At 49.0% G+C, this 21,460-nt stretch carries 18 protein-coding genes; 12 read left to right on the top strand and 6 right to left on the bottom strand.

Features of this window, described 5'->3' with window-relative positions; genetic code table 11:
• From ACFQZI_RS14960 to ACFQZI_RS14945, 4 genes are all read left to right on the top strand, one after another.
• On the top strand, positions 1 to 334 hold a 334-nt coding region (locus ACFQZI_RS14960; RefSeq protein ID WP_377143825.1), incomplete at its 5' end, for a hypothetical protein.
• A gap of 834 nt (positions 335 to 1,168) precedes the next feature.
• Positions 1,169 to 1,459, top strand: coding sequence for a hypothetical protein (locus ACFQZI_RS14955; RefSeq protein ID WP_377143823.1), 291 nt, complete (start codon positions 1,169 to 1,171; stop codon positions 1,457 to 1,459).
• The gene (locus ACFQZI_RS14950) at positions 1,459 to 2,199 is read left to right on the top strand and encodes an RHS repeat domain-containing protein (protein ID WP_377143827.1); all 741 of its coding nucleotides are present in this window, start codon (positions 1,459 to 1,461) and stop codon (positions 2,197 to 2,199) included. The genes ACFQZI_RS14955 and ACFQZI_RS14950 overlap by 1 nt, the downstream gene beginning before the upstream one ends.
• A gap of 1 nt (position 2,200) precedes the next feature.
• Positions 2,201 to 2,728 carry a hypothetical protein gene (locus ACFQZI_RS14945; protein WP_377143821.1) on the top strand — a complete coding sequence of 176 codons (528 nt, stop codon included), beginning with the start codon at positions 2,201 to 2,203 and terminating at the stop codon, positions 2,726 to 2,728.
• Between the two features lie 604 nt (positions 2,729 to 3,332).
• On the opposite strand, the gene ACFQZI_RS14940 is transcribed toward ACFQZI_RS14945, so the two are convergent.
• Genes ACFQZI_RS14940 through ACFQZI_RS14930 form a run of 3 tightly spaced genes read right to left on the bottom strand, consistent with a single transcriptional unit; the run spans position 3,333 to position 11,482 of the window.
• Entirely contained in the window at positions 3,333 to 3,968 is a 636-nt protein-coding gene (locus tag ACFQZI_RS14940) for a hypothetical protein (RefSeq protein WP_377143819.1), read from the bottom strand.
• 9 nt (positions 3,969 to 3,977) lie between these two features.
• Positions 3,978 to 8,756: a DUF6443 domain-containing protein gene (locus tag ACFQZI_RS14935; RefSeq protein ID WP_377143817.1), complete on the bottom strand. Its 4,779-nt coding sequence runs from the start codon at positions 8,754 to 8,756 to the stop codon at positions 3,978 to 3,980.
• Positions 8,757 to 8,779: 23 nt separating this feature from the next.
• Positions 8,780 to 11,482 carry a DUF5977 domain-containing protein gene (locus ACFQZI_RS14930; protein ID WP_377143816.1) on the bottom strand — a complete coding sequence of 901 codons (2,703 nt, stop codon included), beginning with the start codon at positions 11,480 to 11,482 and terminating at the stop codon, positions 8,780 to 8,782.
• Between the two features lie 288 nt (positions 11,483 to 11,770).
• Here ACFQZI_RS14930 and ACFQZI_RS14925 point away from each other — a divergent pair, with 288 nt between their 5' ends.
• The 8 genes from ACFQZI_RS14925 (at position 11,771) to ACFQZI_RS14890 (ending at position 17,782) form a co-directional block, all read left to right on the top strand.
• Positions 11,771 to 11,998, top strand: coding sequence for a hypothetical protein (locus ACFQZI_RS14925; protein WP_377143814.1), 228 nt, complete (start codon positions 11,771 to 11,773; stop codon positions 11,996 to 11,998).
• Between the two features lie 512 nt (positions 11,999 to 12,510).
• Positions 12,511 to 13,467, top strand: coding sequence for a hypothetical protein (locus tag ACFQZI_RS14920; RefSeq protein WP_377143812.1), 957 nt, complete (start codon positions 12,511 to 12,513; stop codon positions 13,465 to 13,467).
• Positions 13,468 to 13,953 carry a hypothetical protein gene (locus tag ACFQZI_RS14915; protein ID WP_377143810.1) on the top strand — a complete coding sequence of 162 codons (486 nt, stop codon included), beginning with the start codon at positions 13,468 to 13,470 and terminating at the stop codon, positions 13,951 to 13,953.
• Positions 13,950 to 14,561: a toxin-antitoxin system YwqK family antitoxin gene (locus tag ACFQZI_RS14910; protein WP_377143808.1), complete on the top strand. Its 612-nt coding sequence runs from the start codon at positions 13,950 to 13,952 to the stop codon at positions 14,559 to 14,561. The genes ACFQZI_RS14915 and ACFQZI_RS14910 overlap by 4 nt, the downstream gene beginning before the upstream one ends.
• 25 nt (positions 14,562 to 14,586) lie before the next feature.
• Positions 14,587 to 15,819, top strand: a complete 1,233-nt coding sequence (locus tag ACFQZI_RS14905; protein ID WP_377143806.1) for a hypothetical protein — start codon at positions 14,587 to 14,589, stop codon at positions 15,817 to 15,819.
• Positions 15,807 to 16,160 carry a hypothetical protein gene (locus ACFQZI_RS14900; RefSeq protein ID WP_377143804.1) on the top strand — a complete coding sequence of 118 codons (354 nt, stop codon included), beginning with the start codon at positions 15,807 to 15,809 and terminating at the stop codon, positions 16,158 to 16,160. Before ACFQZI_RS14905 ends, ACFQZI_RS14900 begins: the two co-directional genes overlap by 13 nt.
• Positions 16,153 to 16,653 (top strand): PulJ/GspJ family protein, encoded by a 501-nt coding sequence (locus tag ACFQZI_RS14895; RefSeq protein WP_377143802.1) that lies wholly within the window; start codon positions 16,153 to 16,155, stop codon positions 16,651 to 16,653. Before ACFQZI_RS14900 ends, ACFQZI_RS14895 begins: the two co-directional genes overlap by 8 nt.
• Positions 16,631 to 17,782: a type II secretion system F family protein gene (locus tag ACFQZI_RS14890; RefSeq protein ID WP_377143800.1), complete on the top strand. Its 1,152-nt coding sequence runs from the start codon at positions 16,631 to 16,633 to the stop codon at positions 17,780 to 17,782. Before ACFQZI_RS14895 ends, ACFQZI_RS14890 begins: the two co-directional genes overlap by 23 nt.
• Before the next feature lie 2 nt (positions 17,783 to 17,784).
• On the opposite strand, the gene ACFQZI_RS14885 is transcribed toward ACFQZI_RS14890, so the two are convergent.
• From ACFQZI_RS14885 to ACFQZI_RS14875, 3 genes are read right to left on the bottom strand one after another with little or no spacing between them, the layout of a single operon-like run.
• Positions 17,785 to 18,306, bottom strand: coding sequence for a hypothetical protein (locus ACFQZI_RS14885; protein WP_377143798.1), 522 nt, complete (start codon positions 18,304 to 18,306; stop codon positions 17,785 to 17,787).
• A 1-nt stretch (position 18,307) separates the two neighbouring features.
• Positions 18,308 to 19,519 carry a hypothetical protein gene (locus ACFQZI_RS14880; RefSeq protein ID WP_377143796.1) on the bottom strand — a complete coding sequence of 404 codons (1,212 nt, stop codon included), beginning with the start codon at positions 19,517 to 19,519 and terminating at the stop codon, positions 18,308 to 18,310.
• A gap of 4 nt (positions 19,520 to 19,523) precedes the next feature.
• On the bottom strand, positions 19,524 to 21,458 hold the full coding sequence (locus ACFQZI_RS14875; RefSeq protein WP_377143794.1) for a type II secretion system protein GspD: 1,935 nt from the start codon (positions 21,456 to 21,458) through the stop codon (positions 19,524 to 19,526).
• Positions 21,459 to 21,460 lie beyond the last annotated feature (2 nt).

Below are 21,460 nucleotides of genomic sequence, written 5' to 3'. Positions count from 1 at the left end.
ACCTCATCAAATCTTAGACCTGCAAGAATATATCTTGCTGATACGGCCAAAGCTTCAAAGCAGATCAGAGCGTTTGTTCACCGGCAGACATGATATTGAAAACTTACAAAACAATTTGCTGCACCTGGGCCATGCATTGAAGAAGATCAACCCTAAATACAAACATGCGGTACAGATCAGGCAAAGCGTTATTACCGAATGGCTGAAAGAAAAAGACCTGCGGACGGTTCAATATATGGCAGGCCATCGGTATGTAAGCAGTACCGAACGTTACCAAAGCAGTAACCTGGAAGACCTGAAAGAAGCCCTGAATAAACACCACCCATTGAAATAGACCTATCTTACGAACAGGAAAAGCGGTATTCGTCATCATTCGTCAGCGCAAAAACCACGCCCTCGTTCGCATACTCACTCCGTCATGCTTTCGCCTTCCTCGTTCTTCCTCATGGTCGGCTATCCCTGTCCAGTCCCCGACTGGTAGAAGCGTGGCCAGTCCAGCCGCCGCCCCTTGTTAGGCTCGCCTGCCGGCTCAGCAACCGCCCCACCGGTAGAAGCGGGGACTGGCGGCCGGTCGCCCTTTCGGGACTTCCCCCGGCCGGGTTGCCTCACACTCGCATTCGGCTTCGCAAGAAAAAAAAGAGCAGAAGCAGGGCGCATAATCCCCCGCACGTGGAGGCCGTTTGTTTCATTGGGGGCAATCTTCCAATGCCCCCAAGCCCCGTTGGATCGTTTACGTGCCGGATGCAAGCCGCACAAATCCACCCACAACCCACGCTTACATCCAGCCCGAAAACGTCCGACCTTTCAAGCTTAAAATATTGACTTCGTAATATTAGCAAGATGTACATTTGTGCCACAAATGGATCTTGCGGCCAGGCCGGAAAAAATGCTTTTTGGCATTTAGCAAGATAAACGATTGTATGACAATCGATCTTGCCCCGACTGCTCCGAAGTCGCCGGGGAACCCTGGAAAGACCTTTGCAACCACCGGGCGCAAAGGCAAGTTTGCCACGCTGGCCGTGGTAGTTTTTGTGGACACAAAAACACAAACTTGCTGCTTACCTGTAAATCCGGTTATCAGAAAAATAAGAGCATAGGGGTTCAGGTGATCTTCTGTTAAGCAACCAAAAGCGGGAGAAGTGGGAGCTGTCAAGGGAACGTGGAATAAATGGCCTGGTGTGAAAGGCTTGTGGGTTTATGCCGCGAAAGTCCCTTTACTGCTTCCGCTTCGGAGGCTACCTTTGCGTTAACAGATGATCAGCTTAACCAGGTCAACAATCACCGACCCGCCGAGAAAAACCAACGCACCCACGGCCTTGCAAAAGAGAAACTAACGCTTATCTTTACCCTTACAAACGTTCTTTATAACGCCCAAAAAGCGCAAGCCGAAAACCCGGAAAACAGTGAAAAAAGTGCGGTAGCCAATACGATTATGGTGCTAGGTTCTATGATCCGGTAATTGCGAGATGGACAAGTGTAGACCCACTTGCGGAAACCATGCGTAGATGGTCGACATATAATTACGGCTTAAATAATCCCATTCGATTTATCGATCCAGACGGATTAGCACCTGTTGAAGGGCCAGAAGATCCACCCTCATTATTTGAGAGGTTTCTCAGGTTGTTTGGATTAGGACCTAATAATAATTCCCCAAAAAATGCTGATCAAGCGTCGCAACAAGCTGACGCCAGAAGTGTTTCCTTTATGAGAGGTGAGAAAGCAAACAAAGGTTGGGAAACCACAAAGGAAGTCCCTGTTTTTGGTGGTGTGGCAAGAATTACGGAAGGTATGCTAAAGAAGGAAACTTCGCCTATCTTAGCAGGCTTGGCGTCATTGACTTTTGATTTGTCAGGCGAAAGTTTACTCAAAGGTGCTGGCTCAGCAGCAAAAAATTCTTTTAGTAAACTCATTAAAGATGCGGGTGGAGAAAGTGCATTTAAACTTGGTAAACAAGCGGTGGGACATATTGAAGGGTCGTTTGCAGATGCCACAATCGCTTTCCAAAAATTGATTGGAGCTAATACGGTCGAAACAGTCACAACGGTTGAAGGTGGGACTTTATTGAAAAGTACTTTGAAAAATGGAAATGTGGTGATTCTGAGAGATTATAGTAACACTGAGGCTGCAAACGGTGTCATAAATATTTATGACAAATCGAAAAAATTACGTCCAATTGAAGTGAAATTTGTTAATAAATAATATGAGATACGAAAACTTTATTTCGGAGGAAGTACTAGACAGACTTAAAATACTGGTTGGTACCAAAATTGAGGCTTTATATAGTGATCGGTTTTCCATCAGGAAGGAAATAGTGGAGTCTCAGCTATTTATACTACGATTAACCAATAAGTCGGTGCTTACATTTAAAAACGCTGCAAAAGAAACAGCGCAAGATAATGATTACTATAAATTTTTAATAGAAAGTGTTGTTGTCACCGATGATAATTATGACGGAAAAACGCTTGGACAAAAATATAGCAAAATTGGGTTGAATTCCGAACGGCTAGTGAGAATAGAAATTTATAATCGGCATGAAGTGTTTGGTGATGAAGAGTTCGACTACGATGTTGTGATTCTATTCATTTGCAAAAATCATTTTCGTTTTATAATTGCTCTTGAAGAAAGATTCGACGAACAAGTGATTTATTCTTCGAGCAAAAGGGTGATTGATGCATATCTAACAGGATTAAATTTAAGAAATGCTTTTCCCACCACTAATCGTATTTAATTTACAAATCTTCAGAAGCAAAAAAAGTCCTGACAAATTTACTGTGGAAGGTATCTCCATGTCATTTGCAATTCTTTCTTACTGGCTGGCTCCGCCATTTTATAGGAGGAGGCGTCCCCAATAAGCGTTGAAAGCAGGAAGAAGTAAATACTTGGTGTAATCACAGTTGTTTTAAGGCAAGTGCAATATATTTAATCGCCCGTTTAAGGCCACACAATAATAGTCAATACAAGCAACCATTACAATTCATCATGTTGCTTTGGTTCAAACTTTCGAATTAAGGTTTAGAATTAGATTGTTGCGTGTTTCACGCATATGAATGTATGGCTGATTCCGACATAAGATGACAGCCCGCCACTGTCTGCGGCGGTCACCGCTAACATGGTAAAAACTTTTATGGTATTAAAGCAGCGTCTCGATGTAATTCAGCGAAGGTACGGCGAAAAGAATCCGCAAATCGACTTTCGCGTCCAAAAAGTAGAAGGTTGATACTGCCTTTTCCCTTATGGCTAGGGTATATTCTTCTTCACCGCTTACTTGGTATCTTCACACTCCTTAGTGAATCTGCTTCAGAATTCGTCAATACGACCGCAAGCATTTGTTTTTAATGCGACACATTTTTTAAGCAAGTGTACACTTTGTGGTGTCTGACCTGAACCTTATTTTCCAGATACAGGATCTGCAGGGGGATATATATATCATAGTTTCTTTGTTTGACATACGCCTCATCAAGCGTAAAAGGGTAATTGAAATGGTCACGCGCGACGTAATCCGGGACCCGAAGATGCAGCCACCTGACTTTTACGCGTGTAAAGCCAATGGTATTGCCCTCCCGGGTCTGAGACGTTCTCGGAAGGGCATACCAGTATGCGGGCGTGATGCGCTTATCCGGGTCTGTTGCGCCCTGGTAAAGCATGCGGCAGGAAGTTTCCATCATTTTTTCCAGATAAGAGTTAAGTGGGGGCAGCATCCCCAAAAATTTCACACTGTCGGTTTGCTCCCCTTTTATGCTTCTGAAAATTTGGCCAATCGTTTTTTTACGGGCATCTTTTTCCGTAAGGAAATATGCTTTTTGATGTATACCTGATTCGTCAGGAGATACACCCGCAGCCTGCTGATACCGGATCTTATAATAATATCCGGTGGTAGTGACCGTATCGACACAGGTAATTCGCTGTGAACAGGCGTCGATGCATTTCCCGATGAGCACGATCGCGATAAATAATATTTTCTTCTTCATGACACTTTATTACTGGTGTTTTAACCGGCCTACAGTTCCGTCCTGGTCGATTTTTTTTACCTCCTTATCACTGACATATTTCGACCCTACGGAGCTCCTTGGCATGTCTACGCGTCCTATGATCGCGCGCGTACCGTCTTTATTCACTCGCGGGATATTGTAATTATAGGTCCCCAAACCACAACCCTCACCTATACAGTTTGGTTTTTGCTGCTCGGAGGCGTTGACCGGCACCATAATATTACCGGGATCACCATGATTTCCGCCCAGGTTGTGGCCGATCTCGTGAATAGCGTTGGCGGCAAATATTTCAGATAAAGGCCGTCCGGGGTATTTTGTTTGAAAATCGTTCACCCTGTTTTCATCCAGGTGTATTTCCCGGCCATTAGCATTTCCCAGGTGCCCTTCCCCGGCGTCCCCGGCGGTGACAACGTTGCCAAACCGGTAAGACTTTTCACCAACCTGTACGGCATCCGCATCTGCCTTTGTATTCGCCTCGTCAGCATCTTTTACTTCGGTTGCTGACAAGTTATATTTAACGTACACCGTACTGCCATTGAACTTGATCTCGCTTGCCTCCCCGTTGTTGTTATAGGCGTCGACGGCATCATTTAACCCTTTGCTCGCATTTTTGCTCAAGCCGTAATAGTAATAATTGGCTTTTATAACAAAAGGGTCGTCTTTTGTTCCTGAGCCGCTCACCACACCGTCCTTGCCGTCCGGGTCGACGACAAGGCCCGGATTATTATAAGCGTAGTTGAACGGGGTATAGTCCGGGTGTTCATCCGTATGCGGATCCATCGTGGTGAACCTGGCAATAACAGGGTCATAGAACCTCGCGCCGTAATCGTATTGATTGAGTTCTTCCTGCAACTCTTTCTTGTTGTACAGGTACTTATTTGTGGAATTAGCGACCCTATGTACATTGAGGCCAAACGGATAATAGTCATCTTCGCCGACTTTTCCGCTCGTCTGATCGAACGTCGCGCGGTTGTTACCCAAGTGATCTGTAAGCGTATATTCATAGTTATAAGCCGTCCCGCTCCGTATCGCTCTTCCTTCTTCGGTTTGAATAAAATCGATCGTACCGTCACTTTTGTATTGTATTCCGTTGATATAATCCGTCGCAATTCCGTTACTTAATCGCCGCAGCTTATTGCCACCGGCGTCATACGTATAAACAAGGCTTTTGCCAGGAATGCTTTGCGGAAGGTTGAGCAGGTTATACGTAATGATATTACCCTGTCCGTCAGATGTCGCGTTCCCGTTGAGATCATAGCCGTAGCTCCGGTAGGGTGACAGGTTATTCGTTACGGTGATTAGTTGGTTTCCGGTATAGGTGTAAGCTAAAACGGCAGCATTCGGCGCGGTTCTGTTCAGAGACTTGATATTGCCCATGAGGTCGTAACTGATCCCGGTTTCACTAAAGCCTGCGCTTGAATTCCCTGCGGTGATACGGTTTGCCTTGTCATAGGCATACGTAACCGTTTGGACGCCGGCGGCCGGACTATTATACACCCGGTAGGCCTGTTCTGAAATGTTCCCGTTAAATTGAGGGGCCGCACCGAATTCGGTTACGTTATAATTGACTTTTTCAGCAAAGATGCGGGCAGTGGTTGCAGCGACCGACGGATCATTGATCCCGCTCAGCCATCCGCGCTCGTTATACCTGTAATCGATGTCCTGTAAAAACGGGGCGGCACCGGTGGCGCCGTGTAAATGCTTGGATGTGACCTGGCCGATCTCATTATAATCCGTCTGTGAGAGTAATATCTCCGGGTTTGAGCCGATCTTTTCGTACGTTTTGATCTTGCGCCCTGCCGGATCGAATTTATACTGCAGGGAAGTGGTCACAGCAAGCTGACTTACAGTGCCATTTTTAACATAGTGGTTTCTGACACTTCCGGTCACACGGCCCGTAAAGTCGAAAGAACTCGAGATCTCATCATAATTAAAAGGGCTGATCGTCCCGCCAAGATAATGCTGTTTAAACGTTTTGATACTTTGCCCTTTCTCGTCATAATAGCTGACCGTCCAGAGCATATCCGGCGAAGGATTGCCCAGCGTGTTCAATACAGCCGTCCTGGTAGCGGTAACCAGACCTTTGGTGGATGTACTGTACGTGCCGGCTGCAGGCAGGTAGGCACCGGGGAGGCCGGGCAGATTGGTATACTCATCGTAATAATTGATGGTCAGGATCTTACTCAGTGAAGGATAGCTGCTGATCGTATAGCCCGTATTGGCTTCGCTGAAGTTGCGGACGTCGCTTTGCGCTGAAGCGTAAATGCTGCTTTGCAGGACGCTGAGGGCGATCACTGAGCCGGCGTTCCACAGACCGGTCATAATAACCCGTCCTGCTCCGTCATACTTGGCAACCGTCCATTGATTTGCGGTACGCTGGACGCCGTCCTGCGTAAGCACAATCTGATCCAGTTTATTGTAAACCATATATTCCCAGTCTTTGCCCGGCATCTTCTTTTGCGTTAAACGATTGCGCTCATCATACCTGTATTGGTAGCAATAATTATTAAGTGTCGTCGCGGACGGTAATGCCGCGTCAGCGTTACTCGCTGGCGGCAGTATATAAGCCAGGTTCCCCAGGTTATCGTAGACATAATACGTCGATAATATCTGTACCGTACCGGAGACATCATTAAAGCTCCTGCGTAGTACCACCCTGCCTTCCTTATCTCTGTATTCTTCACTGGTCCCGGGTTTACCCGATGTCCAGTTCTCGTCTTTGGAAACCGTGACCAGCAACTGCCCGGCAGGATAGCTCACCTCTGTTCCGTTGCCGAGCGCAAGCGTACGCTGCTGAGTGGTCGTATTGATTGCGCTGACGCGGTACATCGAGGCGTAATAGCTGCTGGCCGGATTGGAAAGCGCTGTGAGGTTATTTGTCAGGTATTCTTTCCTGACCGTGTGACCACTGGCTACGCCGCTTGGGTTGACCGTACCTGTCAGCTGCCAGGCGTCGCCGGGAGCACCTTCTTCCTGGACGCGACCCTGAACGGATGGTTCGGTATTTATTTCCGAGAACGGTGCCGGAATGTGCGCGATGCCGCCCGCAAGCTGGGTGACGGAATTAGGTGTTCCGGCAGGATGATAAAAATTCTGCTGGTCTGTCAGTGCCGACGAACGATAAGCGCCTGCCGTTCCGGTCTGGGCGGTATAAAGGAGGTATTTCTTTTTTTCCCTGCCAAGTGCATCGAAGGCAAGCGGTTGTATGATATCCTTTCCGGACGGAGACGCTTTCACCTGGACGGTTTGCAGCGGCCTGCCAAGGCCATCGGTGTAGTCAATCACAACGGTCACCTGGCTTGCATCGGCGACGACGCTTTTAAGCGATTGCTCGGATTGAATGCCGGATACTTGCGGTGTTGATGTCATGATATAGTTCCTGTCCGGACTGCCGCTGAAAGTCGGCGAAACTACAGCAATATTCACTGTCGCGGTAGCCGTATTGGTCGCATTATAAGCCGTAACCAGGTAATTAGCCGATGCGGTTATTGCCGTTGGGGTACCTGTAATGGCTCCTGTGGCATCATTCAACGACAATCCGGCCGGCAAGGCCGGCGATATGGAAAATGCCCTGGTAAAAATCCGCCTGATCATATAATTATACGCAGCAGCAACATAAATATTTCCGTTATTGTCCACGCAAAGTCCATAAGGATTGCTGAATCTGACGACCGATCCCGTGCCGTTGACCATCCCCGATGTTGTTGTCCCCGCGAGCGTGGTGACCGTTCCCCCCGAACTGATCTTGCGGATCATATTATTGCTGGCATCCGTAACAAAAAGGGTTCCGCTATTGTCCGCGCGCACACAGGTCGGCAGGTTAAAGCTGGCACTCGTTCCGGAACCGTTAGCTGAGCCGGCAACGCCCGATCCGGCGAAGGTAGATACCGTTCCTGAGACGGACATCTTCCGGATCAAATGGTTCAAACGATCCGCTATGTATAAATTCCCGGCGGCGTCTACCGTCACCGACATAGGATTCTTAAAAGTCGCTGACAAAGCTGTACCATTTGCCGAGCCCGCTACGCCGGTCCCGGCCAACGTGGATACTACTCCCGCTGGCGTGATCATGCGGATCTTGTGGTTGGCATAATCCGCAACCAGGATATTGCCACTATTGTCAAGACACAGCCCTGTTGGGTTATTGAACGATGCGGCAGCCCCTGATCCGTTCGATGAACCCGCCGTCCCGCTACCCGCGAGCGTGCTGACAACCCCGGCAGGCGTGATCTTTCTGATGAGATGATTAAGCTGGTCCGCGACATAAACATTGCCCGATCCGTCAACGGCCACACCGGCCGGATGATTAAAACTTGCCGCAGTGCCTGTACCGTTTGCCGATCCGGCGCCGCCATTGCCGGCAAGGGTGCTGACCACGCCGGCAGCGCTTATTTTTCTGATCATGTGATTATCAGCGTCTGCCACGTACAGGTTACCCGAATTGTCAATGGCTACGGCCAATGGCAATGCAAATGCAGCGGATATGCCGGGGCCGTTGGCGTAACCCCATGAACCGGTTCCGGCAAAGGTTGTGGTCGTCTGACCGGCTGAAGAAGGCGGTCCGCCGGATACGGAAGGATTCAGCGCGATTATAGGGGAACCGATCTCATAGTTCTGCGGGCCCGGGTAGCTGATCGTAATGGATTGTCCGTAAATGTTCGTATCAGAAAACAGAACCGGGAACAAAGCCATTACTATCATTTTCAAAAAGGCCGGCGCCATGCGGGGATAAGGCCATTTATATTTAAAATCGTTTAGGTTGATCATCTTCGTCGTTTTTTCAAGATTAATTACTGTGCGCAAATGGCACCTTTTGTATACGGCCCGCCGGTAACGGTTCCCTCAAGTGCGCATACGCTGGTGGTCTGGCCAACATCCAGGTGGGCCGATTGTGTAACGCCGTTACAGTTCTTCCACTGATAAGTCGTACTGAAACCCTGATTGGCTGACAAGGTGTAATTATAGCATTGCAGAACCGTGCAGGTGGCGGTCGGGTCGTTATCAGCCTGCATTTGTCCATTGGCATTGATCTCCGCTAACGCCCGCTGATTTGCCTCGTCCACCGAGATCAAAGAATAAAAACTTCCGGCGGGGACCTTGTAGGTGACGATCGATCCGTTAGCCTGCGTTCCGCAGTATTTGCTAAAACCCTGGTATTGATCCGTATTATAATACAACACAGGCGGGTTAAAGCAATCGGTGCCCTGGTTCTGGTAATTGTAACAGAAGTTTTTGATGATATTCCCGTTCAGGTCCTTGATATTCATCAATCGCTGGAAGGAATCGTATTCATAGTAATTGATTTGACGGTTGGTGTTAATGCTGGCCGTCATGCCGACCAGCGGCCGGTAGGTATAATTCGATAATTGCGCATCAGCAGGATAGATGGATACGTCATCATACCCCGAACCGCCACTCATCGTGTATGTGGGTCCGCCGTAAGAAAGTTCACCACTGTATTTCCATCCGTCGACGGATTTAAACCAATAGCTGATCTTATAATTCCGGGAATTTGGTTTCGTCCATTTGATGACCGGATCGGTGGTATATCGCGTCCCGGTATGCGCCGTTCCCTGCCCTCCCGCGACAGCTGCATTATTTATATTTTCAAAATCTTCGCTATAGAACTCAGTGGTCTGCGCATTGATCACTTCTGCGACAGGATACTGGTCATGATAACCCCATTTGTAAGCGTGGAAACTTTGTTCGTTCCTTTTATATTCCAGTACATTGCCGCCAGGCGTGTACTTGGTAATTTCAGTGTTCGTGATGACAGGACCCGAACTTCCGGTTTGCGTTTGGATAAGCGACTGTTTATACTGCGCGCCGTTGAACACGGCATACCCGGTTATTTTTCTTGCACTTTGATTGCCGTCAACGGTTACCTTTTGTTCAATAACAGGGGAAAACATATGTTTGGACACCATAGCAGGGTAAACCCCTGTGGTATAGTCGAATGGATACGTATAGCTGGTTTCAGTAGCCGATGGTACACTTGCCGTAGAACGGCTGCTGATCAGCGTCTGCTTTCTCAGATTGTAATAATTGCTATCATATTCGTAACCGGTCGTGCTGGTCAATGGGTTAGGGCCGTCATATTGTGTGATCGTTTCGCCGGTTTTCAGCACAAGACCAGACAATACCGGAACGCCTTTAGCGAACTGGAAACTTCCCTGCGCGGAAGATACCAGTATTTGCCTCCAGAGCGACCGTGCCCTGTATTTGACAGAAACGGCATACGTAATTTGCTTTTTATAGACCGGGGTCCCGTTTTTGTAATTGGTCTCGCTTTTCGGAAGTGAACGGGCGAAGTCGTAACTTTCATATGGTCCTACCTGCGCATCTCCGAGCCCGTAGTTATAGCCCAGATTATCGTTGTAATCCTGATGTGAAGTAAATTCATAATCGGTCCTGATTGTGTTGCCAATGGTTTCTCTAACATTGAAGTAATAGACCGGATTTAGCGACATGCTGTAAAACGGGTCCGACTTCCAGACGTTCCAATCATGCGTGACGTCGGGAGTGGGGGTTCCAAAAAGCCATTGCAATTCGCCACTGGGTGTGGTTACGGGAAAACTGAAAAAGAATTTGTTGACACGGGCCAGCGCGACACCGCTGCTTACGTTGCTGTTACTGAACAGATCGTATGCATAATCTTTAACCACCGGCGGGTTGCCGCTGTTGTCGGTATCAGTGATGCGCTTGACGCGTATTCCGCCACCGGTCTTTTTGTTAATGGTCACACCTTCTTCCTGTGTGCTTTCCCTTAAATAGCCATATTGATTCGGTTCGTATTCAAAACTTGAAGAGCCGCCGGTCGGATAAGTGATCTTCTTTAATGCACCCATGACCGTGTAACTAAAATTAGGTTCCCGGTCCGCATTAAAGGGTGGAAATGGAATGAGCGTATTATTGTTTACACCGTTGTAGTAACCCCAGTAATCCAGGCCACGCACAAAGTAATTGCCGGACGGGAAATCATAATACGTGAAAGTATGTGATTTAGTAACGGCCGCACCGGTTGTTACCCCCGTTTCGGTAAGCGATTGCAAAAGAGCGATCATATCGTTGCTGGTATAATTCAGATTGAATTGTCTGACAAGGTTACCATTACCTTGCAATAAGGACACCTTTTTAAGGGTATGCAAAACGCCCGGCGACAGGTCGTATTCGAAATTCACCTTCCAGCCATCCGCGGAGATCTGTGTAAGGAAATTTTCACTTGAGACGCTGTTGATAACTGGGTAATACGGGCCGGATGTATGTCCCGGCCATTGCTCGAAGGAGTCGAAAGGTAATACCGTTAGCCTGGTGCGGTTATCCGCAATAAAGCCGTTAGATCCCCGGTAATCATTGGTATAACTTAATTTGATCTTGTTGCCGTCAGCGTCTTCCACTTCCTGAAGTAACCACGATGACACCGATGTTAAATAGCCGAAGTCAGTAGGCTGATAAATGCCGCTTTGGGAAAAAGACCATTCCACATTTTGCATCGGTTGGGTAGCGACGATATGGTCCCTGTCCGGGACAGGGTCCCCGAAGCGGTAAATATTACCATCCTCATCGGTGATCGTAAAGGAGTATATACTGTCATGAACCGCATTCCAGATACGTGAATCAGTATCGAAATGTGTATAGGTGATCCTTAATTTTCTGTCCGAGACGATATGCGCCTGCCCGTCCTCCCCGAAAAAAAACTTTCCGGAAATGTTTCCGAAAGAAAAATAAAACATGTCCGGCTCGCCGTCGCAATAATCATTCACAAAACAGGACGGGCAATTTTGACCGACGCAATTCAGCGTACCGTCCGGGTTAAGAAGTCCGGTTATACTGGCGTTATTATACAGATAGCCCAATCGGTTCCCGCCGTGCAGTTCATCCGGGAGGCCGCGCACGACCCTGGTAACAACTCCACCCGCCATCAGGGACCAGCCTTTGCCTACGTTGCCCGGGAGTTCCGACGGCCGGTATCCACTATAATTGTAATTGATGGAAACCGGCATACTTAATGCCCCCTCTTTCACGGTGAACAACGAAATGCTTAAGTTAGGTAGCCCGGAACTATGGTTCAGGGGAATATCCCCAAACTTACCTATAGATGCCGAATTCGGTGAAGGGGGGACGATCCTAACTGTCGGATCTATCGATTGCCCGAATGTCCGGGAAATAAAAAGTCCTGTCAGGATAACAAGCCGCAGGACTTCTCTCCGGAAATTAAATTGCAGAGTCATGTGATGTGATGTGATTTGGTTGGTAAAGGTTGTTGTAATAAAAAGGTAGCGGAAGCGACCCGGATCAGGGAGAATTCATGTGATGGTAATCGTTTGGGGTTTAGGTTATTGTATCCGTAAATCTAACAGTCGTCTTTTATATTTGCAAGAAAAATTTCGATAAAATCGAATGAACCGGACCTATGTGTTTTTCGTAAATTTTTGATGAGGGCAATGCACATATTCTTGGATAAAAAAAGAACTATCGAAACCATCTTGCTACAAACAGATATTTGTGTAAATTCGATACAATGAAACGACCTGACCTTTTGATCGTGCTGATCTTGTTTTCGCTGTTGATGTTACAGGTGTCCTGCAAGGATTTTATTGAACCCTCTATCGAAAACAGACGGGTTTTTCTGGAAGCACCTTCAGACAAATATCAAAGTAAGGTTTATAAGATAGGGTTTTGGTGGGACGAGGTGGAAGATGCCCTCACGTATCGCCTGCAGGTCGTAACACCGGGTTTTGATTCACCTGACCGCCTGGTCCTGGATACGTTGGTAAAAGGTAATCAATTTAATTTCAACTTCGACCCGGGGAAATACGAGTGGCGGGTGAGGGCGGAGAACGGCAGTACGGTGACCCCTTACGCCGGCGCGAGGAAGTTTGAAGTCTTATCATCTTCCATCACGCAGCAGGCTGTGGAGTTGAGCGCACCCGGCAATGGTCTGCTGACTAATTCAGAAAGTCAAAACTTCCAATGGGGAACGCTTTACGGGGCAACTAAATATCACCTGCAGATCGATACCAGCAACTTTGTTAGCCAGTCGGCCCTGGTTTACGACCAGTCACTTGCCGGCAATGTCTTTACCTATACATTGCCGAAAGATCAGGTTTACCAGTGGCGTGTCCGGGCGGAAAACGATACGGCCCAGGCACGATGGTCGGCCGTATACCGCTTTACTTTAGACCGTACGCCACCCGAACGGGCTAAAGCCATATCACCTTCGGATAATCAACAGGTCGCTAAACCCGTACAATTGGAATGGGCGAAAATCACCTCAGCTATACGCTACCGGCTGTATGTGCTGAAGAGCGACTCTGTGAGTAATTATAACGGCAGTTTTCCGGTCATGGTGACCGGCAACAGCTATGCATTTCAAACAGGGAACAGCGGGGAGCGGATCTATTGGAAGGTTTCCGCAATTGATGCAGCAGGGAATGCCGGTCCGGCAAGTGCCGCCAGGAGTTTTACCATTCAATAAATGAAAAAGCAGACAACCAATCTTTTACTGGGGGTAGCGGTGATCGTTATCTGGGGCGGGGCGGGGTACCGCCTGGTATCAAGACTTTCCGATACGGAAGAAGAAGTTCCCGTTGCTCCACCCGAAAGGAGGAAAGCGGCCGACGATTTCGCCGCCTCGCCGGATACCGCTCATCTCCGTTTGGACTACCGTGACCCTTTCGGACTTGTTGCCAGGCCGGTGCAGAGAGACTCTTCGCGCCGGTCAGTAACCCCCAGGCGGGAGACTATCAAATTCATTCCTGCTGATATGGGTTTTGTAAAGTACGCGGGTTATATTGCGAATCCGGGTTCAAAGCGGACCTTGACCATGTTCATGATCAATGGCAAGACGGTCATGCTGAATGAGGGAGAGAGTGCCGAAGGTATCAAGCTCCTCAAAAATTTACGCGACTCGGTCAAGGTGTTGTACCGGAACCAGGTCAGGTTTATCACTAAGTCATCATGAAACAGCTATTGATCATTTTATTGATTTGTTCCGCTACTTTGTTTGGCAACGTTGCAGTCGGCCAGCGATTGCCGGACGGCGGGATCCACAAGGTCCATATTGACCGTCCGGACCTGACAGCGGATGCTGAAATTCTGCCTGTCAGAGCGCCATCCAAGCCCGACCCATCAAGGTGGTATTACTGGTACGCGCATGGAAGCATCAGCCACACGCAGGGCGGATTCAGCGGGCATTTACTACATGGCGCCTATCATTCCTTCTATGAAAATGGCCACCCGATGGAAAGCGGTGATTTTTCAACAGGCTTGAAAACCGGCATCTGGAGCACCTGGGATACGGATGGCCTCTTGAAACAAACCGTAACCTACCGGCAGGGTCAACGCTCAGGCCCCTTTGCGGTCTATGGGCCGGATGGCAAGATCAGACAAGAAGGAGCATATCGCGCCGATATGCTGGAAGGGAGGGTAGAAGAACATATCAAGCCTGACTCCACGGTGGTGACCTGGTACAGGCGTGGCAACGTGATCCAGCACCGGCCTTTATTGAAACGTTTGAACCCTTTTAAAAGAAGCCATCGTGACACGAGTTCGTTTGCGCCTAAATCATAAGATACCCAGAGCGAAGGCCGCTTCTTTGTATATCGTGATCGTGATCGCGCTGATCATCGCTTTGCTGTGCGGGTCCCTGATCGCCGCGGCATTTTACTACAGGACTTATCATGCGATCAGAAACCGCCAGGAAAGGCTCAATAACAATATGATGTCCGGATTAAACTTGCTCCTTGCCGTTCACCAGCCCCTGTACGATGAAGACAAACAGGTGCAGTTGTTTGATGATGACCGCGATACCGTTCGCCTGAGCAAACGTTTTTGGGGGGGATATGATGTCGGCGTCAGCAAAGCTTATATGGAAAGAGATTCATCGGTAGGGGCAATTCTGATCGGTAACCAGCCCGATTCGATGAAATGGTATGCGATATGGCTGGCGGACGAGGACCGGCCGCTGTCAGTCACGGGAAAAAGCCGGATCACTGGTCAGGTTTATCTGCCGAAAGCCGGGGTCAGGTCCGCGTATGTGAACGGTCACGGTTACGAGGGCGCGCCCGGTTTTTTAAGTAAAAAACATTTCGAAAGTAAGAGGGAACTTCCGGGACCCGACCTTTTACGTGTTGCAGAGGTCGATAGGGCATTCGAAGCGGGAAAGGGCGTGCGGCAGCTCAGGTCGGGTACCATTGTCCGGTCGTTCGGCGGAAAAACGGATGAATACCGCTACAGGACACCTTTGACCATAGCCGGAGTTAGCCTGAGCGGCAATATCATCATCCGCTGCGATTCATTACTTACCATTGACAGTACTTCGCACCTCGATAATGTCATGGTCTTTGCCCCCGCGATTGTCGTTCGCCCGGGTTTTCGCGGCCGCTGCCAGCTGTTTGCGCGCGACTCGATACACATCGGAGACCGCGCTACATTTTCCTATCCATCGATGGCCGCACTGGTGCGCACCAGCCAGGAGCAGGTCAAAATACAGGGCTTGATCCGGTTTGGAAGGGGATGTTCTTTTACCGGTTCCATTCTGAGCTGGGAAAAAGTTCCCGGCATCACCCCGCCGGCGACAGACCTGGGTCGGGAAGGTGTCTTCACCGGACAGATCTATACCGGTCAACTGGGATTTGGCGATAAAACGGTCATTAACGGCAGCGTCACCTGCCGACGCTTTTTTTACGTGTCAGGATTTACAAAATTTGAGAACTACCTGGTAAACGTGCAAATCGACGCAAATGCCCTTTCTCCTTTTTTCAGCAGTTCTGCAGTTTTTCCTGGCGCTTTACCAAGAACAAAGAAAGTCGTGTTATGGCTGAAATGATAAAAGTTTCCCGTTTGAAAGCAGACAGCCTCCTGGAGGTGATCGTTGCTGCGGTACTGGTGGTTATTATCTTTGGTATTGCGATGATGGTGCAGGCTAATGTCATGCGTGCTTCCAGGCCGGTCAAGAAGGTTCGTGCTGCTGCCTGTTTGCGCGCGGCCGCCAGCCGTATCGAACGGCAGCAGGACACGCTGCAGGTGGACCCTGGTATGACTGACCTTTCTGTAAGATGTTCGATGTCCCCGGCCGGGGTGGGTGCGGCCCGCTTGAAATTAATCGCGTTAGGCCCACGTAACGATACTTTGGCCATGGTCGATAAAATCATACTGTGGCATGAATAAACAATTAAGATCATTTACGCTTGTGGAAATGATCGTGGTTATGTTACTTACGGCCATTGTCATCGGCATGGCCTACGAGGTTTTCCGGATCGTTTCGGAAAGTTACCGGTCATTTGCTGAAAAAAATGAAAAGGTAAATGATGTCGAGCGGCTGGAACACTGGCTGGGCCGCGATTTCCTGCGGTCAGAAGCCATAACCGCAGGCGCGGGTGAATTACGGATGGCCATCAGTGGCGATACGGTCATTTACCGGTTTTCCGACTCAGCTGTTGTCAGGCAGGGGCTGAAGATAGATTCTATTCCTGTTCAAACGAGTGGCATGCAAACAGCCTTCCGGGGTATACCGTCGCCGGCCGGAGCGCAGTGGGTCCCGGCTGACGAACTGAATTTTACGATCGTGCTGGAAAAACAGCAAATTCCCGAATATTTTTATAAATTGTATAGCGCGGAGCAACTCATAAATCTGACAGATGGCATCGATAGACATCAGTAATATAAAAAATCCCAGAAAGCAGCGGCCACCTGAAAAAAACGATTTTTTCGAAAAGGTTTCAGCATTGTTCGAAAAGGATTTTTCCTTTGCCGGGAATGGTTTGGCGGACGAAAAGAAGGAGTACCTGTATCTTGAACTGGGCGCGTTACTTAAAGCCGGGGTCGATTTTAAGAGCGCTTTCGAATTGATCGCAGCCGGGCAAAAAAAACAGCAGGACTCGGCGCTCTTTACAAGGATTTTAAAAGACGTTATCGATGGTGCGTCGTTTTCCCAATCTTTGAGCAAAACGGGTAGGTTTACGCTATATGAGATCTACAGTCTGGAGATCGGGGAGGAGTCCGGGCAGTTGCAGCAGGTGCTTTCGGATCTGGCCTATTTTTACCGGACCAAGATCGCTCAGCGGCGGACCATCGTTTCGGCTTTGACTTACCCCATGATTGTCTTAAGCGCATCCGCCGGCGCGCTTGCTTTCCTGATGCGCTTTGTGATCCCCATGTTCAGTGATATTTTCAGGCGCTCAGGTAATGAACTGCCCTGGATCACTCAAAAAATTATCGCCATAGCCGATGGCTTCGGGCTTTACGGGGGAGCGGGTACACTGGTCGTTGTTTTCATGACTGCCACCTGCTTCTATTACCGGAGGGCGGCCTGGTTCCGTGATTACGCTTCCCGGATCGTCCTTCGGCTTCCGCTTGCCGGGATGCTCACCCGAAAGATCTACCTTGCCCGGTTGAGTAATGCCATGCGCCTGCTGATAAATGCCCAGCTGCCCTTATTACGGGCCATTACGCTTTGCCGGCAGATGATCGGTTATTTTCCTTTGGAAAAGGCGCTGGAAGCGATGGAAAATGATATTTTGCGTGGCGTTCCGCTGCATGCCAGCATGGAGAAGTTTACCATATTTCCGGCAAAGATGATCCAGTTGATCAAAGTCGGTGAACGCACCAACCAGCTGGATGCTTTCTTTGAATGGATAGGCACACAATATGTAGCGGAAGTAGAAGTTCAGACGGCCTCGTTAAGCCGGGTCATGCAGCCGGTGATCATTATTGTGCTGGGCATTGTTGTGGGCGTGATCGTCATTGCCATTTACCTGCCGCTGTTTCAGATCAGTAACAATATCCAGTAAGGTTATTTTTTGATGACCTGCAGGTAAACGCTCATTTCAAGTGTTTTGGCCGTTTGTTGCCCGGGCGCACGCAACAGGCTGAATTTTACGGAACGCAGCAATCCAAGGTCTTTGGCATCCTCCATGTCCCGGAGTGCCTGCAACAACTGAAAATATCCGCCGGTAAAATTGACCCTTTCCACCGCTGTACGAATGGTCTGCAGTCCCGGCTCCTGCAAGGGGATCGTGCTGACGACTATGTTACGGCGGTTTGCGATCAATGCTGTACCTGTGATCACCGCTGAACGAAAAGCATTACTATCCGCGCTGTAACGTTCTACGATGCCCTGGAGATTTTTTTGCTTACGCACCAGGTAACCCGGCTGAGCGCTGATACCCGCGCTGGCGGCAAGGTCTGTCCTGAACTGCCGGTTGATCTGCCAGGCCATAAGGGTGTTTTTAATGGCCAGCTGATAACAAATGAACAGAAAAGCCAGTACAACCACCGGAAAACTATATTTCTGATCGAAGAATTTTTGTAACATATCAATAGTTAATGATGATGGTGAAAGGTCCTTGATCCTCCTCACTGCCAAGTCCGTAGTCTCTTAGCTCTGCCCGCGAAACCCATTTAAGCGATTTGATCCTGGCCAGCCACTCGTTGACCGGCATGATCGACGCGCATGCTCCGGTTATGACCAGCCGCCGGTCGGTGAACAACTGACCTGACTGGTTGCCCGTACGCCGGACCACCGCCGGATTGATCTCCACTCCCGACAGGTGTATTTCCTGCGGCATTAACCGTGCGACCTCGTCTATCATTACTGCTTTAAACACGGACCTGCTGTAACCCATCAATTTGACAAGTTGCTCAGTTTGCGCTGTTTTGCCGGCGATCGCATCGATATCGGAGGCTTGCGTAGCGTGCAGGCTTAACTCTTCCTGCAGGCGACCGTTGTCGGCCGTTAATTTCGACAGGATCAGGAAATTGCCGAAGAGCAGGAAGAAAGCTGCGCCAAGCACTATGGCGCCCTTTTTTTTAAGTGCACCGGTTTTGCGAAAGCGGTCCATTTGCTTGCCCACCAATTCTGTGTCCGCTTCAACCGTATCGATCCGCTCATAAAGGATCGCCTGAAACGCCGCGGCGTAAGGGAGTAATAATTGTTCGTCGATCTGCTCTACGCCCAATTTGATGGGAAATTCATTCTTTCTTTCTTCTTGGAAACGGTAACTCTGCCAGGATTTGTTTGCATCCAGGATTAGCTCATGTCCGTCGAATATGACCTCTTCCCCATATTGGTTCAGTTGCCCGAGTACCTGGTTGACCGGAAACGGGCCTAAAGACAGCATGACCACCCGAAATCCTTTTTCGCTGAGTTGCATGATCAGCGGGTCGATTTCCGCTTTGCGTATCATGGATAGAAAAATCCTCCCGCCGGATTGAAATTGCTGCAGATAAAAATCTGCCCGATCGGCACCCGGCATCACCCGGGCGAAGATCGTTTCACTGTTGGTATCGGTCGCACCGGTCTCCACTTTCGTCAATACGCCTTTTCCCGCGACGTTGAGCGCAATAACCGATTTTGGCGGTAAATCTTCTATCAGTTCGGCAAGGTTCGGCTTATCTTTTAATCTTTTGTCTAACTCCAGCTTTTTGCCATTTCTGGATACACTTAATGCGGAAACCCGTATGCCACGGCCTCTTATCAAAATGCTGATACCGGTACAGGCGTTGATACTGGTTAATGTTGTTAGCATATACTTACCTGATAATAGTTGACTTAATTAGCAAGAGCGTAACTACCTTATCATGGCTTTTTGTCCGGCTGCTAAAAAGCCATTTCAATACCGGTATCCGGGATAACAGCGGAACGCCTGAAGAACTTTCATTATCCTCTGTGCGTTCAATTCCGCCAAGCAGGATGGTGTCTTCTGATTTTACACGCAGGTTCGTTTCATATTTGCTCACGGATTGTGGCGGTGGTGACCCGTCAGCGGGAATGTTCAGGAAGTCTGAAATATTGATCTTGATGCTCAACGTGACCTGGTCGTTGTCAGATACAACCGGGTTGATGTTGACTGAAAGATCGGCGTTGACTTCTTTGTATACATTGGTAATATAAGAGGTGGGCGTATTTAAGGACGGATAAACGCTTTGGGTAACATCCTTGTAATAGGCTTTTTTCCCGACGCTGAAGCTGGCCGCATGACCGTTCAGGGAGGACAACTTGGGTACGGACCGCACCTCTACATCCCCCTGACTTTCCAGCGCATTGATGGACGCATAGAAGTTGGGCGCTACGTGCCCGAGGTTGAGCGTGGTGAATTTGCCTACACTATTCAAAAAGCTGTTGATCGATTTTGAGCCAAATGTATATTTGATGCCGGGAAGGACCGTTCCACCGGTTTTGACACTATCTGCTACCCCTGCGCTGATACCTGTCGCCACCGTCCGGTTCTTATGCACATCGATCATGGTCAGTTCGATCAGGACAACCGGTACCAGTTCGTCCATCTGGCGGATGATCGCTTCGGCGTTAGCTACCCGCATGGCCGACCCGGTTAGCAGAATAGAATTGAGCTCCCGGAACTCCTGTACCTGCAGGCCACCGACAATTTCCGGCGGAAGGGAGCGCATGAGTGTGGAATCGACCGCCCGTCGTTTCAATTTGATCATCTTAAAGGTCCCGACGCCGGTTACCTTACGGTCACCGATCAAATAAACTCCTTCATCTTCACGGTAGCTATATTCCGTATTCTTAAGCAGCATGCTTAGGAAATAGTCATAGGAGACATCCGAAACATGAATGCTGATGTTTCCTTTAAGTTCCGTATACAAAACAAAGCTTTTATTCATTTCGGAGGAAGCCTGCCGGATCAAATCATCGATGGGCGCATTATTGGCGTCGGCTGACAGGAGGTTTTTGTTGCCCACTTTCCGGACAAAGACCCCGGAGGTCTGCGGTTTCCCCTGGGCGGGCCGCAACGACTTACGGGTGGAAGTGTTTCGCTCGCCGTTCATGTAATTCTCTTCGTTATCTTCCAAAGCCTGGAATACATAAAAGCCGTCAGGCGTCCTGGTTACTTTGATGTTATTGATAAAAGCCAGTTTTTCAAGGGCGCCGTCGAAGGGAGCCGCGGCGATAAACCCGGAAACCACCTTATCCTGAAGCCCAACCGGAACGATCACATTTCGCCCAGAAACCGCGGTAATGCGCCGCGCAACCGCGCCAAGGCTATCATTACTTAACTCAAGCGACAGCAAACCTCCCGCCTGATTGAAGTTGACCAGTATGGCTTTTGGCACCCGGGTAACCGGCAATATCGCCGGATGGTATGGCGAAATCATGATAATGGACCCGGTCACATTTACGTCAAGACTATATTTGGAAGCCAGAAAGGCAATGACCTCCGCGGCCGTTACACCGTTGAACGTATCATAGACCGCACCCGTCAGTGAGGGGTCTGAACTGATATTGATATTGGTAGCCCGGGCCAGCGCATTAAGGTAGTCCCGCATAGGCAGCCCTGTTACAAGAAGTTGCACCTTTTGCCTTAATCCGGGTGATTGCTGCGAAAGCGCCGACAACCGGCTCTCGATGATTTGGATCCGGTCCCCATCCTGTCCGCGCGCAATACGGGCCAAACAACACAACAATAACAACAACCAGCATACGCGGGCGAATTTTTTTTGCATAT

Origin of the sequence: Mucilaginibacter lutimaris, from assembly GCF_042676625.1 — a bacterium.
Lineage (GTDB): Bacteria > Bacteroidota > Bacteroidia > Sphingobacteriales > Sphingobacteriaceae > Mucilaginibacter > Mucilaginibacter lutimaris.
Note: the sequence above shows the minus strand (reverse complement) of the source record. Positions and strands in the feature narration are given on the sequence as shown.